General features: G+C 73.9%; 22 protein-coding genes and 1 pseudogene. 14 read left to right on the forward strand and 9 right to left on the reverse strand.

Annotation, left to right across the window (positions count from 1 at the left end; all coding sequences use genetic code 11):
• The first annotated feature begins 26 nt into the window (after nucleotides 1-26).
• Genes ACN28G_RS07090 through ACN28G_RS07105 form a run of 4 tightly spaced genes read left to right on the forward strand, consistent with a single transcriptional unit; the run spans nucleotide 27 to nucleotide 4,231 of the window.
• Nucleotides 27-1,595 carry a PfkB family carbohydrate kinase gene (locus tag ACN28G_RS07090; RefSeq protein WP_421478734.1) on the forward strand — a complete coding sequence of 523 codons (1,569 nt, stop codon included), beginning with the start codon at nucleotides 27-29 and terminating at the stop codon, nucleotides 1,593-1,595.
• Nucleotides 1,592-2,293: an SDR family oxidoreductase gene (locus ACN28G_RS07095; RefSeq protein WP_091436407.1), complete on the forward strand. Its 702-nt coding sequence runs from the start codon at nucleotides 1,592-1,594 to the stop codon at nucleotides 2,291-2,293. Before ACN28G_RS07090 ends, ACN28G_RS07095 begins: the two co-directional genes overlap by 4 nt.
• Entirely contained in the window at nucleotides 2,290-3,237 is a 948-nt protein-coding gene (locus ACN28G_RS07100) for a glycosyltransferase family 9 protein (protein ID WP_421478735.1), read from the forward strand. Before ACN28G_RS07095 ends, ACN28G_RS07100 begins: the two co-directional genes overlap by 4 nt.
• Nucleotides 3,218-4,231 (forward strand): DNA topoisomerase IB, encoded by a 1,014-nt coding sequence (locus ACN28G_RS07105; protein ID WP_421478736.1) that lies wholly within the window; start codon nucleotides 3,218-3,220, stop codon nucleotides 4,229-4,231. Before ACN28G_RS07100 ends, ACN28G_RS07105 begins: the two co-directional genes overlap by 20 nt.
• A gap of 96 nt (nucleotides 4,232-4,327) precedes the next feature.
• On the opposite strand, the gene ACN28G_RS07110 is transcribed toward ACN28G_RS07105, so the two are convergent.
• From ACN28G_RS07110 to ACN28G_RS07125, 4 genes are all read right to left on the reverse strand, one after another.
• Entirely contained in the window at nucleotides 4,328-5,356 is a 1,029-nt protein-coding gene (locus ACN28G_RS07110; protein ID WP_091436416.1) for a helix-turn-helix domain-containing protein, read from the reverse strand.
• Between the two features lie 151 nt (nucleotides 5,357-5,507).
• The gene (locus ACN28G_RS07115; RefSeq protein ID WP_091436418.1) at nucleotides 5,508-6,011 is read right to left on the reverse strand and encodes a hypothetical protein; all 504 of its coding nucleotides are present in this window, start codon (nucleotides 6,009-6,011) and stop codon (nucleotides 5,508-5,510) included.
• A gap of 86 nt (nucleotides 6,012-6,097) precedes the next feature.
• On the reverse strand, nucleotides 6,098-7,729 hold the full coding sequence (locus ACN28G_RS07120; RefSeq protein ID WP_421478737.1) for a RecQ family ATP-dependent DNA helicase: 1,632 nt from the start codon (nucleotides 7,727-7,729) through the stop codon (nucleotides 6,098-6,100).
• Between the two features lie 80 nt (nucleotides 7,730-7,809).
• Complete coding sequence (locus ACN28G_RS07125) at nucleotides 7,810-7,935, reverse strand: hypothetical protein (RefSeq protein ID WP_268239678.1); 126 nt, start codon at nucleotides 7,933-7,935, stop codon at nucleotides 7,810-7,812.
• 202 nt (nucleotides 7,936-8,137) lie between these two features.
• Between ACN28G_RS07125 and ACN28G_RS07130 the strand changes: the two genes are divergently transcribed.
• Nucleotides 8,138-9,646, forward strand: coding sequence for a glycoside hydrolase family 3 protein (locus ACN28G_RS07130; RefSeq protein ID WP_421478738.1), 1,509 nt, complete (start codon nucleotides 8,138-8,140; stop codon nucleotides 9,644-9,646).
• 18 nt (nucleotides 9,647-9,664) lie between these two features.
• Here the strand turns inward: ACN28G_RS07130 and ACN28G_RS07135 are convergent, their stop codons facing one another.
• Nucleotides 9,665-10,744 (reverse strand): PQQ-dependent sugar dehydrogenase, encoded by a 1,080-nt coding sequence (locus tag ACN28G_RS07135; RefSeq protein ID WP_091436424.1) that lies wholly within the window; start codon nucleotides 10,742-10,744, stop codon nucleotides 9,665-9,667.
• Between the two features lie 99 nt (nucleotides 10,745-10,843).
• Between ACN28G_RS07135 and ACN28G_RS07140 the strand changes: the two genes are divergently transcribed.
• From ACN28G_RS07140 to ACN28G_RS07170, 7 genes and pseudogenes are all read left to right on the forward strand, one after another.
• Nucleotides 10,844-11,197 carry a hypothetical protein gene (locus ACN28G_RS07140; RefSeq protein WP_091436426.1) on the forward strand — a complete coding sequence of 118 codons (354 nt, stop codon included), beginning with the start codon at nucleotides 10,844-10,846 and terminating at the stop codon, nucleotides 11,195-11,197.
• A 52-nt stretch (nucleotides 11,198-11,249) separates the two neighbouring features.
• Nucleotides 11,250-12,071 (forward strand): DUF1206 domain-containing protein, encoded by an 822-nt coding sequence (locus ACN28G_RS07145; protein WP_091436428.1) that lies wholly within the window; start codon nucleotides 11,250-11,252, stop codon nucleotides 12,069-12,071.
• 74 nt (nucleotides 12,072-12,145) lie between these two features.
• Nucleotides 12,146-13,351 (forward strand): annotated as a pseudogene (locus ACN28G_RS07150) (mechanosensitive ion channel family protein); the annotation flags it as partial.
• Nucleotides 13,352-13,641: 290 nt separating this feature from the next.
• Entirely contained in the window at nucleotides 13,642-14,076 is a 435-nt protein-coding gene (locus ACN28G_RS07155) for a phage holin family protein (protein ID WP_091436434.1), read from the forward strand.
• Nucleotides 14,073-14,426 (forward strand): DUF3618 domain-containing protein, encoded by a 354-nt coding sequence (locus ACN28G_RS07160; protein WP_091436437.1) that lies wholly within the window; start codon nucleotides 14,073-14,075, stop codon nucleotides 14,424-14,426. The genes ACN28G_RS07155 and ACN28G_RS07160 overlap by 4 nt, the downstream gene beginning before the upstream one ends.
• On the forward strand, nucleotides 14,423-14,695 hold the full coding sequence (locus ACN28G_RS07165) for a DUF4235 domain-containing protein (RefSeq protein WP_091436439.1): 273 nt from the start codon (nucleotides 14,423-14,425) through the stop codon (nucleotides 14,693-14,695). The genes ACN28G_RS07160 and ACN28G_RS07165 overlap by 4 nt, the downstream gene beginning before the upstream one ends.
• 279 nt (nucleotides 14,696-14,974) lie before the next feature.
• Complete coding sequence (locus ACN28G_RS07170; RefSeq protein WP_088962828.1) at nucleotides 14,975-15,178, forward strand: cold-shock protein; 204 nt, start codon at nucleotides 14,975-14,977, stop codon at nucleotides 15,176-15,178.
• A gap of 188 nt (nucleotides 15,179-15,366) precedes the next feature.
• Here the strand turns inward: ACN28G_RS07170 and ACN28G_RS07175 are convergent, their stop codons facing one another.
• Both ACN28G_RS07175 and ACN28G_RS07180 read right to left on the reverse strand, forming a co-directional pair.
• A complete protein-coding gene (locus ACN28G_RS07175) occupies nucleotides 15,367-15,561 on the reverse strand; it encodes a hypothetical protein (RefSeq protein ID WP_421480875.1) in 195 nt (64 codons plus the stop codon).
• Nucleotides 15,562-15,653: 92 nt separating this feature from the next.
• Nucleotides 15,654-16,637: an aldo/keto reductase gene (locus tag ACN28G_RS07180; RefSeq protein WP_421478739.1), complete on the reverse strand. Its 984-nt coding sequence runs from the start codon at nucleotides 16,635-16,637 to the stop codon at nucleotides 15,654-15,656.
• A gap of 118 nt (nucleotides 16,638-16,755) precedes the next feature.
• Between ACN28G_RS07180 and ACN28G_RS07185 the strand changes: the two genes are divergently transcribed.
• Nucleotides 16,756-17,781 (forward strand): adenosine deaminase, encoded by a 1,026-nt coding sequence (locus ACN28G_RS07185; protein WP_421478740.1) that lies wholly within the window; start codon nucleotides 16,756-16,758, stop codon nucleotides 17,779-17,781.
• Nucleotides 17,782-18,070: 289 nt separating this feature from the next.
• On the opposite strand, the gene ACN28G_RS07190 is transcribed toward ACN28G_RS07185, so the two are convergent.
• Nucleotides 18,071-19,474, reverse strand: a complete 1,404-nt coding sequence (locus tag ACN28G_RS07190; protein ID WP_421478741.1) for a HAMP domain-containing sensor histidine kinase — start codon at nucleotides 19,472-19,474, stop codon at nucleotides 18,071-18,073.
• Nucleotides 19,475-19,503: 29 nt separating this feature from the next.
• Nucleotides 19,504-20,193: a response regulator transcription factor gene (locus ACN28G_RS07195; RefSeq protein WP_091436450.1), complete on the reverse strand. Its 690-nt coding sequence runs from the start codon at nucleotides 20,191-20,193 to the stop codon at nucleotides 19,504-19,506.
• Between the two features lie 73 nt (nucleotides 20,194-20,266).
• Between ACN28G_RS07195 and ACN28G_RS07200 the strand changes: the two genes are divergently transcribed.
• Nucleotides 20,267-21,178, forward strand: coding sequence for an ADP-ribosylglycohydrolase family protein (locus ACN28G_RS07200; protein ID WP_421478742.1), 912 nt, complete (start codon nucleotides 20,267-20,269; stop codon nucleotides 21,176-21,178).
• Nucleotides 21,179-21,180 lie beyond the last annotated feature (2 nt).

Consider the following 21,180-nt stretch of genomic DNA (forward strand, 5'->3'; position numbering starts at 1 on the left):
CGCACGAGACCGACGAGGAGGCGAACGTGGCGGGACCTGTGGTGGTGGTCGGGGACACCCTGCTGGACCGGGACGTGGAGGGGGTGGTGAACCGGCTCTGTCCGGACTCGCCGGTGCCGGTGCTCGACGAGACCGCGTACGTGGACCGACCCGGCGGGGCGGGCCTGGCCGCGGTCTTCGCCGCCGCGGCGGGCGCCGAGGTGGCGCTGGTGACCGCCCTGGCCGACGACGCCGGTGGGGCGCGGTTGAGCAGCCTGCTGCACGCGGCGGGGGTGCAGGTGTATCCCCTCGCGCTGGACGGCACCACGCCGGAGAAGGTGCGGCTGCGGGCCCGAGGGCGGGTGCTGCTGCGGCACGACCGGGGCGGAAGCGCCGGGGAGCCCGGCGAGCCGGGCGAGGCGGTGCTGCGGCTGCTGGCCACCGCGTCGGCGATCCTGGTGAGCGACTACGGCCGGGGGGTGGCCGAGCATCCGGCGGTGCGGGCCGCGCTCGCCGCGACCCGGGCCCCGGTGGTCTGGGACCCGCATCCCCGTGGGCCGACGCCGGTGCCGGGGGTGCACCTGGCCACCCCGAACGAGTCGGAGGTGCGCGAGTTGGCCAAGGTGCCGCCGGGGGCGTCCCGACTGGCCACCGCCGAACGGGGGGCGCAGAGCCTGCGGGAACGCTGGCGGGCCGGCGCGGTCGCGGTGACCCTCGGCGGGGACGGCGCGTTGCTCTGCCACGCCGGTTCGACGCCCCTGATGGTGCCGACGCCGGCCAACGCCGAGGGGGACACCTGCGGCGCGGGTGACCGGTTCGCGGCCACCGCGACGGTCGCCCTGGCCCGGGGGGCGCTGGTCTCCGAGGCGGTGCAACAGGCGGTGGTCGAGGCCTCGGCGTACGTGGCGGGCGGGGGAGTGGCCGGCGCCCTGCCGGGCCCGGTCCGGCCACCGGCACCGACGGGCCGTCCGGCGTCGGTGCCGACCGACGGGGAACGGGTCGGGATCGGCGCGGCCGCCGCCGTGGCGGCCGAGGTACGGGCCGCCGGTGGCACCGTGGTCGCCACCGGTGGCTGCTTCGACCTGCTGCACGCCGGTCACCTGGCGACGCTGCAGGCCGCCCGGGGGCTCGGCGACTGCCTGATCGTCTGTCTGAACTCCGATGCCAGCGTGGCCGGGTTGAAGGGGCCGGACCGGCCGGTGGTGACCCAGGCCGACCGTGGTCGGCTGCTGGCCGCGCTGAGCTGCGTCGACGCCGTGGTGGTCTTCGACGAGTCGACGCCGCACGCGGCGCTGTCCTGGCTCCGGCCGGACGTCTGGGTCAAGGGTGGCGACTACGCCAGCGGGGTCGGTGACGAGCCGGTCCTGCCGGAGGCCGAGATCCTGCGCCGGTGGGGCGGGCACACCGTGGTGGTGCCGTACCTGGCCGGTCGTTCCACCACCGACCTGATCGCCACCGCCCGCGCCACCGGAGTCACCGGACCGGGCCGCGCCACCGGGGTCACCGGACCGGACCGAGCCGTCCCACCGGACCGGGCCGGATCACCGGACCGGGCCGGATCACCCGACGGGGCCGGGCCGCAGCCGGTCGGCCGGCACGCGGAGCGGACCCGGTGAGCGCGGTGACGCCCGGTAGCGGGCCGACCGTGCTGGTCACCGGTGGCTCCAGCGGGTTGGGCGCCGCCGTGGTCGCCGCCGTGGCCCGCTCGGGCGGGCAGCCGTTGGTGCTCGACCGGCAGCCCCCCGGCGACGGGGTGCCCTGGCGGGAGTGCGACCTGGCCGACACCGCCGCCGCCGAGGAGGGCACCCGGCAGTTGGCCGAACACGCCGGTGGCCTGGACGCGGTGGTGACCGCCGCCGGAGTGGACGTGCCCGGCAGGTTGGCCGAGCTGTCCCGGCAGGAGTGGGAGCGGATCGTCACCGTCGACCTGTTCGCCACCGTCGCGGTGGTCCGCGCCGCCCTGCCGTTCCTGGAACGTTCCCGGGGCAGCGTCGTCACGGTCGCCTCCACGTTGGGCGTGAAGGCCGTCGCCGACGCCACCGCGTACTGCGCGGCGAAGTTCGGGGTGGTCGGCTTCACCCGGTCGCTCGCCGCGGAGCTGGCCGGTTCGGTCGGGGTGACGCTGCTGATTCCCGGCGGCATGCGTACCCGGTTCTTCGACGCGCGGGACGAGCGGTACCGGCCCGGTCCGGACGCGGCGCTCAACGAGCCGGCCGACGTCGCGGCGGCGGTGCTCTTCGCGCTCTCCCAGCCGCCCGGTTGCGCGGTCCGTGAGCTGGTGGTCTGTGCCGAGCAGGAGACGTCGTACCCGTGATCCTGGCGCTGCGCGCCCTCGGCGTCGGTGACCTGGCCACGGCCGTGCCGGCGCTGCGTGGGCTGCGGGCCGCCCACCCGGACCGGGAGCTGGTGCTGGCCGCACCGGGCTGGTTGGCCCCGCTGGCCGACCTGGTAGGCGGCGTCGACCGGTTGCTGCCGCTGGACGGGCTGACCGCGCCGGGGCAGTCCGTCGCCGCGGTGGTCGCGGTCAACCTGCACGGCCGGGGCCCGCAGTCGCACCGGTTGCTCGCCGCCGGGCGCCCGCAGCGGCTGCTCGCCTTCCGGTGTCCCGAGGCCGGCCACCACGACGGCCCGCTCTGGCGGGACGCCGAACACGAGGTCCGTCGCTGGTGCCGGCTGCTGCACTGGTACGGCATCCCGGCCGACCCCGACGACCTGGCGCTGCTGCGGCCGGCGGTGCCCGGCATACCGACCGGGGTCACCGTCGTGCACCCCGGCAGCAAGATCCCGGCCAAGCGCTGGCCGGCCGCCCGCTTCGCCGCCCTGGCCCGGGTGCTGTCCCGGCGGGGGCACCGGGTGGTGGTCACCGGCTCGGCGGCCGAGCGGGAGCTGGCCGGGCGGGTCGCGTACCAGGCGGGACTGCCCGACACGGCGGTGCTCGCCGGGCGGACGGACCTGGCCGGGCTCGCCGCCCTGGTCGCCCACGGCCGGTTGGTGGTCAGCGGGGACACCGGCGTGGCCCACCTGGCCACCGGCTACGGCACCCCGTCGGTGGTGCTGTTCGGGCCGGTGTCGCCGCACCGGTGGGGGCCACCGGTGGACCGACCCTGGCACCGGGCGTTGCGCGGCGCACCCGGGGCCGACGCGTCCGCCGGTGACCTCGACGCCCGGCTGGCGGGGCTCGACGTCGCCCAGGTGCTGGCCGCCGTGGACGAGGTGGATCAGGCGGTACGGGGGCCCGGTGCGGTTGCGGCGAAGTGACCCCGGCGGACCGGGGTACGGGCGGCGGCGACGCGGCCGGGGTTGGCTCTTCGTCGACCCGGCCGGTGCGCCGGTGCGCGACGCGGACCAACTGGCCCGGCTGCGGGCGCTGGTGGTCCCGCCCGCCTGGCGGGAGGTCTGGATCTCGCCGTACCCGAACGGGCACATCCAGGCCGTCGGCGTCGACGCCGCCGGCCGGCGGCAGTACGTCTACCACCCGCAGTGGCGACGCAAGCGGGACGAGGCGAAGTTCGACCACGTGCTGGACGTCGCCCGGCGGTTGCCGGTGCTGCGCGAGCGGGTCGGGCGGGACCTCGGCACCCGGGGGCTGAACCGGGACCGGGTGCTGGCCACGGTGACCCGGCTGCTGGACATGGGGATGTTCCGCATCGGCAGCGACCAGTACGCCGCCGGTGACGAACCCACGTTCGGGGTGGCCACCCTGCGTCCCGAGCACGCCCGGTCCCGGCAGGGCTGTGTGGTGTTCGAGTTCCCGGCCAAGGGTGGTCTCGCCCAGGTGCGCCGGGTCGAGGATCCCGAACTGTGCCGGGTGCTCACCAACCTGCGTCGCAGCCGCCGCCGGGCGGACCGGCTCTTCGGCTACTGGGACGGTCGGAGCTGGCGGGACGTACGCAGCGACGAGGTGAACGACTACCTGCGCGACGCCAGCGGCGGGGAGATGACCGCCAAGGACTTCCGGACCTGGCACGCCACCGTGCTGGCCGCGACCGAGCTGGCCACTGCCGAACTGGCCGCGACCGAGCTGCCAAACCCCTGTCGGGCGCGCTCGACGACCGCGCGGCGGCGGACCGTGGCGGCGGTGATGCGCCAGGTGGCCGAGCTGCTCGGCAACACCCCGACGGTGGCCCGGACGTCCTACGTCGATCCCCGGGTGGTCGACCTGTACCACGACGGGGCGGTGGTGCCGGTGACACCGGGGACGTCCCGCCAGGATGCCGAACGGGCGGTGCTCGATCTGCTGGCCGAGGACTGACCGGGCGGGCCGCTCGCCACCGTGCGGCGGCGAGCGCCTCGCCACGGCCCCCCGTTGACGGTCACCCGAACTTGCGGACCGGTGACCGCGATGGACTCAGTCTGCCCTGACCGGGTTGACGGTGGATGCCCGCCGGTTGACGATCCGTGACGAGTCGGACTGCCGGCGGCGCCAGTCCTGCGGGGTGGTGTCGTGGGCGGCCCGGAACGCCCGGCTGAAGTGGGCCTTGTCGGCGAAGCCCCACCGGGCGGCGATCGTGGCGATCGGCCGGCTGTGCAGGGCGGGATCGGCGAGGTCCCGGCGACACCGCTCCAGCCGCAGCCCCCGGATGTACGCCGCCACGGTGGACTGTTCGGCCTCGAAGAGCCGGTGCAGGGACCGCACCGAGATGTGGTGGGCGTCCGCGACGACCTGCGGGCTGAGGGTGGCGTCGCCGAGGTGCTGGTGGATGTAGGACTGCACCTGGGCGAGCAGCGCACGTCGGCGTACCTCGGTGGGCACCGCGTCCTCGGCGACCAGGTGCCGACCGAGCATCGTGGTGACCAGGTCGAGCCCCACCCCGCCGAGCCGGCTGGCGTCGGCGTCGTGGTACTGCTCGGGATGGCTGGTGAGCTGCACCAGGTACTGCGCCAGCAGGGCGCCGATGCCCTCGCTGCCGGACATCCGGCCGGCGAAGAGCGGGACGAGCCGGTCCTGGGACAGCGGAACCGCCGAGTACGGGATCAGCGCCACGATGGACGAGGCGGCGTCGTCGCCGATGCCGTGGTGGCACACCTCGTGCGGGCGCGAGGTGTCGTAGAAGGTGAACTCGCCGGCGGAGATCGCGTTGTACCGGCCGGCCTGGCTCAACGAGCTGTTGCCCCGGATGGTCAGGGCGAGCAGGTAGTGCTCCGGGTCCGACCGGCGGACCAGCAGCTCGTTGCGCTGGGCGTCCAGCGACGGGTACTCGTAGCGCAGGAGTCGGATCGGGCCCAGTTCGGTGACCTCGGCCCAGGCGGCGAAGTCGTGGGCGTGTTCGGTGCGGATGCGCAGTGGCACCGAGGTACGGGCGACCATGTCGAGCCAGAGCCCGAAGCGTTCGGCTGCCGGCACCTGCCGGGTGTCGATGGTGTCTCGGGACAACATTGTCGTTCTGCCTCCCCCAGTGGCGCGAGCCGTCGGGCCCATTGTCCCCATTGGTCAGGTGACCATACGAGACGAGGGCGGTCACCGAACGTGTCGTCCGGTGACCGCCCGGGACCACCCGGACACCGGGGGTCGACGACGGCAGTGGGGTTCAGTCGTTGAGGATCTGGGCCAACCGGTCGCGGAAGCGTCGCTCCGAGGCGCTTACCTGCTCGCCGCCGAGGCCGAGCAGACCGCCGGTGGAGGCCGCCCCCACCACCTGCTCGGCGATCTCCACCAGCCAGTGCTTGTACGCCCCGGCCTCACCCTCGTCGACCTTCGCGGTCAGCAGGGTGGCGGCCTTGCTGGCCCGGTGCAGCACGTCGTCGATCAGCACGCCCGGGTCGGCGGGGGAGACGACCGGTAGCTCCGCGCCGGCCTCCGGGTCACCGACCCGCAGGACGATCTCACCGGCGACCGCGGCCACCAGCGGACTGGCCGAGCCCCGGCCGGCGGAGATGGTCTCCAGCCCGGCCGCGTTCTCGGCCATCGTCCGGCGGGTGCTGTCGGACTCGGCGGCGCTCGCCGCGGTCAGCACCGACTGCGGCAGGCCGACCAGCAGCCCCCATTCCTCGTCGGAGAAGCCGAACCCGGTGTACGCCGGCTGTTCGATCACGACAACGCCCCTCTCACCTGTGACTGCACCTGAAACGTGAGCCCGCCGGAAGCTGTGCGGTGCCGGCGGGCGCGCGCGGGAACACGCTAGCTCAGGGTCAGCAGACCCTGCTCGGACACCACGGGCACGGACAACGTCTTGTACCCGACCTCGTCGAAGAGAACCGTCATCCGGTCCTCCTCGTAGTTGAGCACCATGCCGGGGCCCCACTCCGGGTGGCGGACCTGGCTGTGCACCGGGAACGGGCCGCTCGCGCCGTCATCGGCGACGCTGGTGCCGGCGTGGCAGTTGTCGCAGTGCCCGCACACCTCGGTCATCTGCTCGCCGAAGTAGGCAAGCAGCGCCTGCCCACGGCACCCGGAGGTCTCGGCGAAGGCCCGCATCATGTCGGTCCGGGACCGGGTGACCGCCTGCTGGCGCTCCGTCTCGGCCAGGGCCGCCGCCGCCGCGTCGGCCGGCTGCGGCGCGTACCGGGGGGCGCCGAGGCGTTGCTTCTTGCGCGGCTCGACCGCACCGACCTGCTCCAGCAGGGCCAGCAGCTGGGCCAGCTTGCGGGGGCCGAGGCCGGTGCTGGCCTTGAGGTCCTTCTTGGTCGCCGGCTTGCTGCGCACCAGCGCGGCCAGCTCCTGCAGCTCGGTGACGTTCGGCAGGCCGCCGCTGAAGAAGCGCTGCAACCCGACGTCCTCGGCCCGCCACAGCAGCAGCACCCGGGCCGGCTCGCCGTCGCGCCCGGCGCGACCGATCTCCTGGAAGTAGCTGTCCGGCGAGTCGGGCAGCGCCACGTGCACCACCCAGGCGATGTTCGGCTTGTCGATGCCCATGCCGAACGCCGAGGTGGCCACCATGATCGGCACCTGGTCGGCGAGGAACGCCTCGTGCAGCTCGTTGCGCTGCCCGTTCGGCATCCCGCCGTGGTAGTACTTCGACGGGAAACCCGCGTCGGTGAGCCGGGCGGCCAGCTCCTCGGCGGACCGGCGGGTCGGCACGTAGATGATCCCGGGGCGCCCGTCGTCGCGCAGCAGCGCGATCAGCCGCCGCCACCGGTAGTCCTCGGTGGGGCAGTGCGCCACCTCGAGGAAGAGGTTCGGCCGGTCCAGTCCGGAGACCACCACCTCGGCGTCGCGCAGCCGGAGCCGGGCGATGATGTCGTCGCGTACCGGTGGGGAGGCGGTGGCGGTCAGCGCGACCACCGGCGGGCGGCCGATGCCCTCGATGAGGTGCCCCAGGGCCAGGTAGTCGGGGCGGAAGTCGTGTCCCCAGGCCGAGATGCAGTGCGCCTCGTCGATCGCCACGAGCGCCGGCGCCAACTCACGGACCTCGGCCATCCGGTCCGGGTTGGCCAGTTGCTCGGGGGTGATGAAGAGGAACTCCGCGCGGCCCTCGCGGACCTCGGCGATCGCCTCCGCCTGCTGGCTGGCCGACTCGTTCGAGCTGACCCGGACCGCCCGCAGTTCCGGGCGCTGGCGTTCGTTGAGGGCGGCGATCTGGTCCTGCTGCAGGGCGAGCAGCGGGGAGATGACCACCGTCGGCCCGGGGATCAGGCTGGCCGGGATCTGGTAGATCGCCGACTTGCCGGCGCCGGTGGGCAGCACCACCAGGGCGTCGCGCCGTTTCATCACCGCCCGCATGGCCGCGAGCTGGTTGGGCCGCAGCTGGGTCCAGCCGAAGAGGCTGCGGGCCGCGCGGCGCAGGGTCGTGGAATGCGTCGACAGTTTCATTGCTGGCCGGACGTACCCTGGCCGTTCCGCGACGAAACCGCCGGGGTGTGCGGATTGCCGCACCGGGCGGCGGCGGGGGATCAGCGGCGGCCGAACATCGCCCGGATCGCGGCGAACAGCAGCAGCCCGCCGACCACCAGGCCGAGCAGGCGTACGCCGGGGATCTCGGCCGCGCTGGTGGCGTCGGCCAGGTTGGTGGGCTCCATCGTCGAACTGTCGCACGGTTGCCGGACCGTCGCCACCGGCTAACAGTAAGGTTTCTTGACTATTTCGGGACGCGGTGTGACCATGGCAGGGCCGCGCCGGCGGCGACCGGCGGGGCCGGTGAGGACGGGGGTGCGGACACCGCATGAGCGACGGGATCCTTCCGACCGACGGGCGCACGCCGAGCAGGCGGGAGGCGGCGGCATGACCGCGCCGAACAGCGCGCTGACCGCGCTGGCCGCCGCCGTCCTGCAACCCGGCTTCGTCGGCACCACGCCCCCGCCCTGGGTCTGCCGGTGGCTCGACGAGGGGCTCGGCTCGGTGGTCCTGTTCGCCCGCAACATCGTCGACGGAGCGCAGGTGGCGCAGCTGACCGCGGCCCTGCGGTCGGTGCGGCCCGACGTCCTGGTCGCCGTCGACGAGGAGGCCGGTGACGTCACCCGCTTCGAGTCGGCCCGAGGCAGCTCCCGGCCCGGCAACCTGGCGCTCGGGGTGGTGGACGACCCGGCGCTGACCGAGGCCGTGGCCCACGACCTCGGCACCGAGCTGGCCGCCGCCGGGGTCACCCTGAACTACGCCCCGGACGCCGACGTCAACGCCGACCCCGGCAACCCGGTCATCGGGGTACGCGCCTTCGGTGCCGACCCCGCCCTGGTCGCCCGGCACACCGCCGCCTGGGTACGCGGACTCCAGGCCGGCGGGGTGGCCGCCTGCGCCAAACACTTCCCCGGACACGGCGACACCCGGGTGGACTCCCACCACGACCTGCCGACGATCCACGCCGACCGGGCCCGGCTGGAGCGCACCGAACTGCTGCCGTTCCGGGCCGCCGTGGCCGCCGGGGTGCAGGCGGTGATGACCGGTCACCTCCTGGTGCCGGCGCTGGACCCCGCTCTCCCGGCCACCCTCAGCCGGCGGATCCTGGGCACCCTGCTCCGCGACGAGCTGGGCTTCGAGGGCGTGGTGGTCACCGACGCGATCGAGATGCAGGCGGTCACCCGGCGCTACGGCTTCGCCGGCGCGGCGGTACGGGCCCTGGCCGCCGGCGCCGACGCGATCTGTGTCGGCGGCGAGCACGCCGACGAGGAGACGGCCCGCCACCTGCGCGACGCCGTCGTCGCCGCGGTCGTCGCCGGTGAACTGCCCGAGGAACGCCTGGCCGAAGCCGCCAAACGGGTCGGCCACCTCGCCGCCTGGAGCGCCACCGCGCGGGCCCGCCGTCGGCCGCCGGCCGTCCACCCCGGACCGGCCACCGCACCGGCCGACCGGGCACCGGTCGGGTTGACGGCGGCGCGTCGGGCGGTCCGGGTCACCGGGGCACCCGACGGGCTGCCACTGGCCGGGGCGGCACACGTGGTGGAGTTCGAGCCGCCGCGCAACATCGCGATCGGGCCGGAGACCCCGTGGGGGATCGGCGTCGCCCTCGCCGAGCTGCTGCCGGGCACCCGCACCGTCCGGTTCACCGAGGCCGAGGTGCCCTTCGATCCGACCGCCGGGGCCGCCGGTCGGCCGGTCGTGCTGGTCGTGCGCGACCTGCACCGGCACCGCTGGATGGGGGCAGCCGTCGGGCGGGCGCTGGCCGCCCGCCCCGACGCGGTAGTGGTGGAGCTGGGGGTGCCCGCGCTGGTGGTCGGCGGGGTGCACCTGGCCACCCACGGCGCCACCCGGGTCAGTGCCCGCGCCGCCGCCGAACTGCTCACCGGCACGGCCTGACCGGTTGCCCTGCCCTGCTCAGGGCTCCAGGCGCAGGATCCGGTCGTCGTCGGCACCGGGTGAGCCACGCCCGTCCCGGTTGTTGGTCAACACCCACAGCGAGCCGTCCGGTGCGGGCGCGACGTGGCGCAGCCGCCCGTACTCCTCCACCAGCAGCGCCTGGGCGTTCTGCCCGTCGGTGCCGAGGCGGTACAGCCGTTCCCCACGCAGGCACGCCATCCACACCTCGTCGTCGACGACGGCGATGCCGCTGGGGGAGGCGTCACCGGTGGCCCAGGTGGCCACCGGCGCCTCGTACCGCTCGTCGTCGGAGTCGCCCTCCACCTCGGGCCAGCCGTAGTTGCCGCCGGGGGTGATCCGGTTCAGCTCGTCGTACCGGTTCTGGCCGAACTCGGCCGCGAAGAGGGTGCCCGCCGAGTCCCAGGCCAGCCCCTGCACGTTGCGGTGGCCGTAGCTGTAGACCGGCGAGTCGCCGAACGGGTTGCCGGGCGCGGGCTGCCCCTGCGGGGTGAGCCGCAGGATCTTGCCGCCCAGCGAGTCGCGGTCCTGGGCGCTGTCCCGGTCGCCGGCGTCGCCGGTGCCGGCGTAGAGCATCCCGTCCGGCCCGAAGGCGATCCGGCCGCCGTTGTGCGTCGAGGCCCGCGGGATCCCGGTGAAGACCGGCTCGGGGGTGCCGCCGGCCTGCATCCGGGCGATCCGGTTGTCCTGGGCGGTGGTGTAGTAGACGTAGATCCACCCGTCCTGGGCGTGGTCGGGGGAGACCGCGATGCCCAGCAGGCCACCCTCGCCGCCGGGGGCGGCGTCGGGCACCCGCCCCACCTCCCGGGTCTGGCCGTCGGTCAGGGCGAGGATCCGGGTGCTGTCGCGCTCGGTGACCAGCGCCGAACCGTCCGGCAGGAAGGCCAGGCCCCAGGGTGCTTCGAGACCGGTGGCCAGGACCTCCACATCTCCCGGCCGGGCCTGCGGGGCATCCGAGACCGAGGGATCGGCGAACCACCCCCGCCAGTACCCGAAGCCGGCAACTCCGGCCAGCAGGGCGACGGTCAGCACACCGGCGAGCAGCAGCCGACCTCTTCCGGGGCCCGATCGATCCGTCATCGTCCGACCCTAGCGGGCCGGATCGGGCATCGACGAGCCGCCGCATTTTCAAGATCAGTGGTGGTTCCGGCGTTCGCGTCCGTCTCGTACCCTTGGCGTGTGACGAACTTCCCCCCGAACCCCCTCCGCCGGACCGCCGGGCTGCTGGCCGGTCTCGCCCTCGGCGCCGCCCTGCTCGCCGGGTGCAGCTCCGAGGGGGCCTCCACCGACTGTGGCCTGGACGCGTGCACGGTCACCTTCGACCGGGGGGTGGAGGCCAGCGCCACCATCCTCGGCGTGGAGACCCGCCTGGTCGGGGCCGAGGGCGACCAGGTGACCGTGGAGGTCGCCGGCGAGCAGCTGTCGCTGACCATCGGTCAGCAGGCGGCCGAGGTCGCCGGCTTCTCGGTCACCCTCGACGGGGTCACCGACCAGCAGGTCAAGATCCGCGTCGCCCGCAACCCGGGCAGCTGACGACCCCTGCGGGACACGTTTGGAAATCTCCGCGTTCGGAGATTGATGCGCCATGTCTCTCACCCGGAACGCCGAAGCCACCGCCTCCCGCGCGGCGAACAGCCGGTGGCTCAAACTCCTCGCCCGTGCCGGATTCATCGGTTACGGGGTCGTGCACCTGCTGTTCGCCTGGTTGGCCCTGCAGATCGCCTTCGGCAGCTCGTCCGACGACGGCGACCAGTCGGGTGCCCTGCGTACCCTCGCCGCCCAGCCGATGGGCAAGTTCATCGTCATCGCCATCGCCGTCGGCATGGTGGCCATGGCCCTGTGGCAGGCCACCGAGGCCGCCGTCGGTCACGTCAGCCAGGACGGCAACAAGCGCACCATGGAACGGGGCCTCTCCGCCGCCCGTACCCTGGTCTACCTCTGGTTCGCCTTCACCGCCTACAAGGTCCTCTCCAGCGCCAACTCCAGCAGCGCCGACCAGCAGGAGGACCTCACCGCCTCCCTGATGGAGTCCACCGGCGGCCGTTGGCTGGTCGGGTTCGTCGGTCTGGTGGTCGCCGGGATCGGCATCGGCCAGGCCATCTACGGCATCAAGAAGAAGTTCGAGAAGAACCTCAACACCCACGAGATGAACGCCAAGACCCGCCAGCTCGCCCGCCGGCTGGGCATGGCCGGGTACGCCGCCCGTGGCTCCGCCTTCGCCGTCTCCGGACTGCTGGTCGTGGTGGCCGCGGTGAACTACGACCCGGAGAAGGCCCGGGGCCTGGACGCCGCCCTGCGTACCCTTCGTGACCAGCCCTACGGCAGCATCCTGCTCGTCCTCGTCGCCCTGGGCATCGCCGCCTTCGGCGTCTACTGCTTCATCCAGTCCCGGTACCGCAAGGTCTGATCTGGTCGATTCCGGGTCCACCGGGCACCATTGGGCCTTTGCCCGACGGCCGTCCGGATGGAGGAGAGGAACCCGTGCAGGAGTACCTGACGACGATCGCCGCCGCGCTTGGTGCGGCGGCGATCGCGTTGTTGCTGGTCGAGGTGATGCACCGGGTGTTCCAGCGGCTTGGCCGCCGCTCGGTGCTGCTGGTCGAGCTCACCGAGCACGCCCACCGGTCCATCCAGGTCGCCGGGGCGGTGCTGGCCGTCCAGTTCGCCGTCCGGTTCAGCACCGGGTACGCGGTGGGCACCGCCTGGCGGCAGGCCGTCCTGCACCTGCTCGTACTCTGCGTGATCGCCAGCACGGCCTGGCTGGTCGCCTCGCTGCTGGTGGTGGTGGAGGACACCGCGCTGGCCCGGTTCCGGGTGGACGTGCCGAACAACCGGCACGCCCGCCGGGTGCGTACCCAGGTGGTGATGCTGCGCCGGATCACCATCGTGGTGATCGTGGTGCTGACCGTCGGCGTGATGTTGATGACCTTCCCCTCGGTGCGCGGCATCGGCGCCGGCGTGCTGACCTCCGCCGGTGTCGCCGGTGTGGTCGCCGCCCTGGCCGCGCAGAGCCTGCTCGGCAACGTCTTCGCCGGCCTGCAGCTCGCCTTCAGCGACGCGGTACGCCTCGACGACGTGGTGGTGGTCGAGGGGGAGTGGGGCCGGATCGAGGAGCTGACCCTCAGCTACGTGGTGGTGCAGATCTGGGACGACCGTCGGCTGATCCTGCCCACCTCGTACTTCACCAGCACCCCGTTCCAGAACTGGACCCGGACCGAGGCGGCCGTGCTCGGCACCGCCATGTTCGACGTCGACTGGGCGGTGCCGGTGCAGGCCATGCGGGAGGAGTTGCGCCGGATCGTCGAGGGCACCGACCTGTGGGACGGCCGGGTCTGCGTCCTGCAGGTGGTCGACGCCACCGGCGGCGTGATCCAGATCCGGGCGTTGGTGAGCGCGGCGGACGCCGGCAGCCTGTGGGACCTGCGCTGTGTGGTCCGGGAACACCTGGTGGCCTGGGTACGCGACCAGCGTCCGCACGCCCTGCCCCGGATGCGTACCGAGATCGGCGACGAGGCGAGCGCGCTGCCCTGGCAGTGGGACCGGCCCGACCGCAAGGGCCGCCGGCCGGCCCGACGCCCGGCCGCCGCGAACCCGCCCGACGACGCCCGGATCTTCGGCGGCAGCGACGACGGCGACGCCCGCAGCGAGGCCTTCGTCGGGCCGACCGACGACGATCCCCCGGCCGAGGCCCTCGTCGGCACCGGGGACGCCGAGCAGCCCGCCCCGACCGACGAGCACCACGACCCGGCGTCCGGTGCCTCGAACGGACGGGTCGAGAGCCGGCGCTGAGCCGACCGGGGCGACCCCTTCCGGGTGGTCTGCGCCGGTCGCCGGGTTTGGTCCGGTCGCTGGCGGGGAGGTGCTGCCGGTGCTCCCGCGGGCACCGGCGGTTCGGCGTCCCGGAACGGTCCCGCCGGGCAGGATTGACGGGCGACGACTCCGGGCATACAGCGCGGTGATGACGAAAGGAGGGCAGCATGGCTGACGTGGCGAATTCCCGAACGCCCCGGGGAGAGGTCGAGCCGTCCACCGCCGAGCTGGTGCAGCGGGCCACCGAGCAGGTCTCCCGCCTGATCCGGGACGAGCTGACGCTGGCGCGGGCGGAGTTGACCGAGAAGGGCAAGCACGCGGGCATCGGGGTGGGGCTCTTCGGCGGCGGTGGGGCGCTGGCGCTGTACGGGCTCGGTGCGTTGATCGCCGCCGTGGTGCTGCTGCTGGCCACCTGGATTACCCCGTGGCTGGCCGCGCTGATCGTCGCGGTGGTGCTCTTCGTGGTGGCCGGAATCCTCGCCCTGGCCGGCAAGAAGCAGGTCAGCCAGGCGGTCCCGCCGGTGCCGGCGGCGGCGGTGCACAGCGTCCGGGCGGACGTCGACACGGTCACCGCCGCGGTCAGGGACAGGGGACACCGATGACGGGCAACGGCAACGGCAACGGGACCGGCGATGCCGAGGCGCTGCGGGCGGAGATCCGCCGTACCCGGATGGAGCTCGGCGAGACGATGGAGGCGCTGGCCGCCAAGGCCGACGTCAAGGCGCGGTTGAAGGACTCCGCCGACCAGGCCAAGGAACGGGTACGCGAGCAGGCCGCGCAGACCGTCGCCCGGGTCCGCGGGCAGGCGGCGCAGACCGCCGAGGTGGCGCGGTTCCAGGCGCAGGAGAAGGGTGAACTGGTCCGGCGCAATCCCGTACCGTGGGCGGCGGTCGCGGCCGGTGCGGTGGCGACCGTGATCGTGCTGTTGATCGTCCGGGGGAGGCGCAGGTGAGCAAGGGCATCAACAAGACCGTCTACAAGCCCGTCGGGGTGGTGCTCGGGTTGGCCGCCGGTGCGGTGGCCGGCGCGGTCTTCCGGCAGGTGTGGAAGCTGACCGCCGGTGACGGCGACGCCCCGAACGCCACCGACGAGGACCGTGGCTGGGGTGAGGTGCTGGCGGCGGCGGCCCTGCAGGGGGCCATCTTCTCGCTGGTCCGGGCGGCCGTCGACCGCGGCGGCGCGGTGGGCGTACGCCGGCTGACCGGGCACTGGCCGGACTGACCGGCAGACGGCGTGGACCCCCTTCCCGGACTTCGGTGGAGGGGGTCTTCTCGCGCCCGATGCCTGGCCGTTCAGGCCTCCGTCAGGTCACATGTCGGAGACTTTCATCGGTTAGGCTGTGCGGAGTTTTTGCGCACGTGGTTTGCTGATCCACGCCGTTGACAGTGGCGTGGATCGAGAGAGGTCTCCTTACCTGGAGCCGCCTCGGAGCACCGCTGCTCGAAAACGGCCAATCGGCCGCACGGCGTGCTCGGCCGCCAGTTTTAGAAGGAGATACACATGGCGCAGGGAACCGTGAAGTGGTTCAACGCAGACAAGGGCTTCGGCTTCATCACCGTCGACGGCGGGGGTGCTGACGTCTTCGTCCACTTCTCGGCCATCCAGTCCAGCGGCTACCGGTCGCTGGAGGAGAACCAGCGGGTGGAGTTCGAGATCGCGCAGGGTCAGAAGGGCCCGCAGGCTGAGCAGGTCCGGCCGATCTGAGCGACGCCGGCCGACATCCGCCGGCCGCCGAACCGATCCGGCCTGCCGGGTCACGTCGAAGCCCCGCATCCCGACCGGGAGGCGGGGCTTTCCACGTGCCGTGCCGTGCTGCTGCCATACCGGGCCGCTGCCGCTGCCGCTGCCGTGCCGGGCCGCTGTCGGGCCGGCGGGTGGCCGGGCCGGTGGCCTCAGGGGCGGCGCCGGGCACGCATCGCCCACCGGAGCACGACCAGACCGACCACCGTCAGGACCGGGCCGATCACCGCCCAGATCAGTTGGTCGCTCATGATGCTGCCGCCGACGTAGCCGAGGCCCTGCACCGTCCACAACGCGCCGACGACCACCACCAGCAACCCGAGCGTCAGCGGGAGCCAGCCCCTCATCCGATCCTCCCTCCCGGCGGTGGCGGCCACCGCGCCGTCCCGGTCAGCCTGCCCCGGCCCGCCGTCGCCGGGGGGCACCACGCCGGAGGTGTTCACCACCGGTCGTGCACCTGCGGCCGGACCAACTCGTCGTAGGTGTCCCGGACCGCCGCGAGTTCCGCCTCGGACAGCGGCGCCAGCTTCGCCGCGGCGGCGTTGAGCCGGGCCTGGTCGGCGTCCCGGGCGCCGGGAATGACCACAGTGACGCCGGGCTGGTCGATGATCCAGCGCAGGGCGAACTGCGCCATCGTCCGGTCCGGGCCGAGCAGCGGTACCAGTCGACGCACCACGGCCAGCCCCCGGTCGAAGTCGACGCCGGAGAAGGTCTCGCCGACGTCGAAGGCCTCGCCGTGCCGGTTGAAGGTGCGGTGGTCGTCGGCGGGGAAGGTGGTCTGCTCGTCGTACCGGCCGGAGAGCAGACCACTGGCCAGCGGCACCCGGGCGATGATGCCGACACCGGCCGCCGCCGCGGCCGGCAGCACGCGCTCCAGCGGCTTGAGGCGTACCGCGTTGAGGATGATCTGCACGCTGGCCACCCCGGGCCGGGCGATGGCGGTGAGCGCCTGGTCGCAGGTCTCGACGCTTACCCCGTACCCGGCGAGGCGCTCCTCGGCCACCAGGGTGTCCAACGCGTCGAAGACCGCGTCGTCGGCGAAGACCGCGGTCGGCGGGCAGTGCAGCTGGACCAGGTCGAGCCGGTCCACGCCGAGGTTGGCCCGGGACCGGTCGGTCCAGGCCCGGAAGTTCTCCAGGGTGTACGCCTCGGGTGTCTGCGGCACCCGGCGGCCCATCTTGGTGGCCACGGTCAACCCCGCGTCGCCACGTTCGCGCAGGAACCGACCGATCAGCTGCTCGCTGCGCCCGTCACCGTAGACGTCGGCGGTGTCCAGGAAGGTGACCCCGGCGTCCACCGCGGCACCCAGCACGGCCGACGCGGTGTCGTCGCTTACCTGCCCCCAGTCGGCACCGAGCTGCCAGGCCCCGAGGCCGACCACCGAGACGGACCTACCGAGTCGCGTGAGGTTTCGTTGTTCCATTCAACAGAGCCTAGTGATGCGCTCGTGGTCCGCGCACCACGAGCCGGTCCGGAGGTCGACGGGACGCCCCGTCCGGGACCCGGCGGGTAGGCTGCTGCACCGCAGAGAGGAGCGTCCCGTGACCGACCTGACCACCTTCATCGCCGGACTGCCCAAGGCGGAGCTGCACGTGCACCACGTCGGCTCCGCGTCCCCGCGGATCGTGGCCGAGTTGGCCGCCCGGCACGAGGGCCGCAGCCCGGTGCCGGCCGATCCGGACGCGCTCGTCGACTACTTCGCCTTCCGCGACTTCGCCCACTTCATCAAGGTCTACCTGAGTGTGGTGGACCTGATCCGCGACCAGCAGGACGTCTGGCTGCTCACCCACGAGGTGGCCCGCGAACTGGCCCGGCAGCAGGTCCGCTACGCCGAGTTGACCGTCACGCCCTACTCCCACGTGCGGCGGGGCATCCCCGCCCCGGCGTTCTGCGAGGCCATCGAGGATGCCCGCAAGAGCGCCGAGGCCGACTTCGGGATCGTGCTGCGCTGGTGCTTCGACATCCCCGGCGAGGCCGGGCTGCCGGCCGCCGAGGAGACCCTGCGGATCGCCCTGGACGAGCGGCCGGACGGGTTGGTCAGCTTCGGTCTGGGCGGTCCGGAGATCGGGGTGCCCCGGCCGCAGTTCAAGCCGTACTTCGACCAGGCCAGGGCGGCCGGGCTGCACAGCGTGCCGCACGCGGGGGAGACCACCGGGCCGGAGACGATCTGGGACGCGCTGCGTCATCTGGGCGCCGAGCGGATCGGGCACGGCATCTCCGCCGCCGCCGACCCCGAGCTGATGCGGCACCTCGCCGAGCGGCGGATCGTGCTGGAGGTCTGCCCCACCTCCAACGTCCGGACCCGGGCGGTGGCCGACCTCGCCGAGCACCCGCTGTCCCGACTGGTCGAGGCCGGTGTTCCGGTCACCATCAACTCCGACGACCCACCGATGTTCGGCACCACGCTCAACGACGAGTACGCGGTGGCTGCCCGCCTGCTCGACCTCGGCCCGCAAGGGGTGGCCGCGCTGGCCGAGGAGGCGGTGAACGCCTCGTTCCTCGCCCCGGCCGAGCAGCAGCGGCTGCGCACCGAGATCGCCGGCTACCTGGCCACCGCTGCCGGCTGAGCCGGACCGGTGGTGGGCACCCAGCCGTGAAACCTGTCGCGGGCGTTGCCCGCGCGAGCCGGAGTGTTGCTGGCGCGCGCGACGGGAGCAGGTGTGGGGGACCGCGCTCCCGCCGCGCGCACGGCTGCACCGGCCGGTGGGTGACAGGCCGTTGGCCGGTGGAACTGATGGGTTCTCGAAGATCCTGTCACCGAGACCGGGCCGGCGGACGCCGGTTAAGCCGGATCTAAGAAAGACTTGCGTTACCGCACAACGAGCGCTCGCCGCACCGCACCACGAGCGGTGGTCCTCAGCGTCCGGACGGGCGCTGCCGGGGCCAGCGGCGGCCGGCGGACTTCTGCTCCCGGGCCTCCCGCGTCATCCGGCCGACCAGGCCGAACCGGTTGACCTGCCGGGGGGTCGCCTCCGGATCGGTAAGCAGCATCACCACGCTGGCCCCGCCGAGCCGGGCCCGGTCGATGCTCACCGAACCGTTGGCCTGCAACGCCACCCGCTTGGCGATGTCCAGCCCCAGGCCGGTGGAGCCCTGGTCGCTGGCCCCCCGGCGCAGCGCCCGGTCCGGGTCGCCGATCCCGGGGCCGGCGTCGTCGATCCGGATCGCCACGTACCCGTCGCGGCGGGAGACGGCCACCTCGAACGCCGTACCCTGCGGGGTGTAGCGGAAGACGTTGCCGATCACCGCGTCCAGGGCGGCGGCGAGTTCGGCGCGGGCGACCGGCGCCGGGATCCGCAGCTGCGCCCCGCTGACCCGGTGCGGCCGGTGCTGGTCGCCGGCGAGTGCCGCCCAGAACACCATCCGGTCCCGCACCACCTCGCTGACGTCACACATCGCCGGTGCGGTCTCCTGGGCGACCGTCTTGCGGGTGGTCTTGATCAGCTCGTCGATCTCGCCTTCCAGGGTGACGATGGCCTGCCGGATCCGGCGGATGCCCCGGCGGCGGTCCAGCTCCGCCTCGCTGAACGCGCCGACGCTGGTGTCGTCGGACTCCAGCGCCTCGGCGTCCAGCCGCAGCACGGTCAGCGGGGTACGCAGCCGGTGCGACAGGTCCGCCACCAGTTCCCGCTCGTCGGTGCGGGAGACCACCAGCCGGTCGGCCATCCGGTTGAACGCGTACCCGGCCTCGGCCAGCTCCCGGGGGCCGCTGGGCTCGATGCGTACCCCGAGGTCGCCGTCACCCACCGCGAGCGCCGCCTTGACCAGCCCCCGGGCCGAGTCGACCGCGCGGGCGGCGACCCGGTCCACCACGATGACCGCGGCGGCCACCAGCGCGGCGGCCACCGCGGCCAGCAGCCACCAGACGTCGGTCACCCCGTCGGTCAGGGCCGCGTCGGGCACGAAGACCTCGACCACCGCGACGGTGTCGCCGCGCACCACCGGATCGAGCCGCACCACGCCACCCTCGACCTGCGCCACCAACGAACGCCGGTCGGCCACGGCCCGCTCCAGGTCCGCCGCAGCCGCCCGCGCACCGGCCGGTTCGGCAGCCAACCCGTGTACGACAGGCCGGGTGGCCGGGTCGCCGCCGGTGGCCGCGACGGCCCGGTCGACCACCGCCGCGTCGGTGCTCACCGCCAACGCGCCGGTGACCAGCGCGCTGCGTCGGGCGGCGTCGGCGATGGCGTCCTCGCGCGCCTGCTCGCGCAGGTTGAGCCCGAGCGGCACCAGGGAGGCCAGTGCGATGAGCGTGCACATGCCGGCCGTGAGCAGGGCCAGCGCGGCCCTCAGTCCGGTGCCACCAACCGGAAGCCGACCCCCCGCACGGTGCGCAGGTATCGCGGCTTCGCCGCGGACTCGCCCATTTTGCGGCGGAGCCAGTACAGGTGAACGTCGATGGTCTGGTCCTCGCCTACCGACGGCTGGCGCCATACCTCCTCCAAGAGTTCGCGCCGGGACACCACCCGGCCGGGCCGGGCGGCGAGATAGGCCAACAGGTCGAATTCCTTGCGGGTGAGCGCCAGCGACGCCCCGTCCAGCTGCGCGCTGCGCTCACCGACGTCGACCTTGAGCCCGCCGACGGTGTGTACGGCCGGGGCGACGGTCCGGCTGGCCCGCCCGGCCCGGCGCAGCACCGTGGTGATCCGGGCATCCAGGTGCGCGCCGGTGAACGGCTTGACCATGTAGTCGTCGGCACCGGCCCGCAGCAACCGGACCACCGACTGCTCGTCGTCCCGGGCGGTGGCGATGATGATCGGTACGTCGGTGATGCCGCGCAGCATCCGCAGGGCGTCGGAGCCGTCCAGGTCGGGCAGGCCCAGGTCGAGCACGACCAGGTCGGGAGCTTCCGCGGCGACCCGCCGCAGCGCGTCCAGCGCCGTACCCACGGCGTGCACGGCGTGTCCCCGGTCGGTGAGGGATCGCAGCATCGCGCCGCGTACGACGTGGTCGTCTTCGACCAGGAGCACGGTGGCCACGTCAAGACGGTACTTCCCGTGGCAAGTCGACCGCGTTGCGGCACACCCGCCGGGCGGGCAAGCTGAACCGGACATGACTTTCACCCTGTTCGCCGACAGCCGCCTGAGCCTGGCCCGGGACGCCCTGGCCGGCCTGTCGGTCGGTGACGCCCTGGGCTCGCAGTTCTTCGTGCCGGGCCGCCACCCGGGGGAGCTGGCCGCCGGGCACCTGCCACCGCCGCCCTGGCAGTGGACCGACGACACCGAGATGGCCTGCTCGGTGGTGGCCGAGTTGGCCGAGAGCGGCCGGATCGACCCCGACCGGCTGGCCCGGGTCTTCGCCGAGCGCTGTGAGCCGTACCGGGGGTACGGGCCGGGCGCGGTGACCGTCCTGCGCCTGATCCGTACCGGCACGCCCTGGCCGGTGGCCGCCGCTGCCGCCTTCGACGGGCAGGGTTCGTGGGGCAACGGCGCGGCGATGCGGGTCGGCCCGCTCGGCGCGTACTTCGCCGACTCGACAAGCCGGGCCGCCGCGCAGGCCCGGGTCAGCGCCGAGGTGACCCACGCCCACCCGGAGGGGATCGCCGGCGCGGTGGCGGTCGCCGTCGCCGCCGCCCGGGCCCGCCTGGACGGCGACCGCCCGACGCCGGCCCGCCTGCTCGCCGCGGTGGCCGCCGCGCTCGACCCCACCACCCGGGTCCACCACGGGGTACGCCGAGCCGTACCGCTGCTGGGTCGTCCGGTCGCCGAGGCCGCCGCCGTACTCGGCAACGGCGCCCGGGTCACCGCCCCGGACACCGTCCCCTTCACCTGCTGGGTCGCCGCCACCTTCCTGGACGACTACCCGGCGGCGATCCGCTCCTGCGTCGAGGCGGGCGGCGACGTCGACACCACCGCCGCCATCGTCGGTGCAGTGGTGGCCGGGTACACCGGGGTGGGCACCCCCGGCGGGGTGCCCACGGAGTGGGTGGCCCACCGGGAGGCGTTGCCGGCCTGGGTGGCCTGAGG

Origin of the sequence: Micromonospora sp. WMMA1923, from assembly GCF_049179195.1 — a bacterium.
GTDB classification, from domain to species: domain Bacteria; phylum Actinomycetota; class Actinomycetes; order Mycobacteriales; family Micromonosporaceae; genus Micromonospora; species Micromonospora yangpuensis.

Excerpts from the sequence above, each read along its gene's own strand:
- ACN28G_RS07170 (WP_088962828.1), top strand. The coding sequence starts at position 14,975 with ATGGCGCAGGGAACCGTGAAGTGGTTCAACGCAGACAAGGGCTTCGGC.
- ACN28G_RS07190 (WP_421478741.1), bottom strand. The coding sequence starts at position 19,474 with ATGTGCACGCTCATCGCACTGGCCTCCCTGGTGCCGCTCGGGCTCAAC.
- ACN28G_RS07180 (WP_421478739.1), bottom strand. The coding sequence starts at position 16,637 with ATGGAACAACGAAACCTCACGCGACTCGGTAGGTCCGTCTCGGTGGTC.
- ACN28G_RS07110 (WP_091436416.1), bottom strand. The coding sequence starts at position 5,356 with ATGTTGTCCCGAGACACCATCGACACCCGGCAGGTGCCGGCAGCCGAA.
- ACN28G_RS07135 (WP_091436424.1), bottom strand. The coding sequence starts at position 10,744 with ATGACGGATCGATCGGGCCCCGGAAGAGGTCGGCTGCTGCTCGCCGGT.
- ACN28G_RS07130 (WP_421478738.1), top strand. The coding sequence starts at position 8,138 with ATGACCGCGCCGAACAGCGCGCTGACCGCGCTGGCCGCCGCCGTCCTG.
- ACN28G_RS07120 (WP_421478737.1), bottom strand. The coding sequence starts at position 7,729 with ATGAAACTGTCGACGCATTCCACGACCCTGCGCCGCGCGGCCCGCAGC.
- ACN28G_RS07125 (WP_268239678.1), bottom strand. The coding sequence starts at position 7,935 with ATGGAGCCCACCAACCTGGCCGACGCCACCAGCGCGGCCGAGATCCCC.
- ACN28G_RS07155 (WP_091436434.1), top strand. The coding sequence starts at position 13,642 with ATGGCTGACGTGGCGAATTCCCGAACGCCCCGGGGAGAGGTCGAGCCG.
- ACN28G_RS07160 (WP_091436437.1), top strand. The coding sequence starts at position 14,073 with ATGACGGGCAACGGCAACGGCAACGGGACCGGCGATGCCGAGGCGCTG.
- ACN28G_RS07145 (WP_091436428.1), top strand. The coding sequence starts at position 11,250 with ATGTCTCTCACCCGGAACGCCGAAGCCACCGCCTCCCGCGCGGCGAAC.
- ACN28G_RS07175 (WP_421480875.1), bottom strand. The coding sequence starts at position 15,561 with ATGAGGGGCTGGCTCCCGCTGACGCTCGGGTTGCTGGTGGTGGTCGTC.
- ACN28G_RS07200 (WP_421478742.1), top strand. The coding sequence starts at position 20,267 with ATGACTTTCACCCTGTTCGCCGACAGCCGCCTGAGCCTGGCCCGGGAC.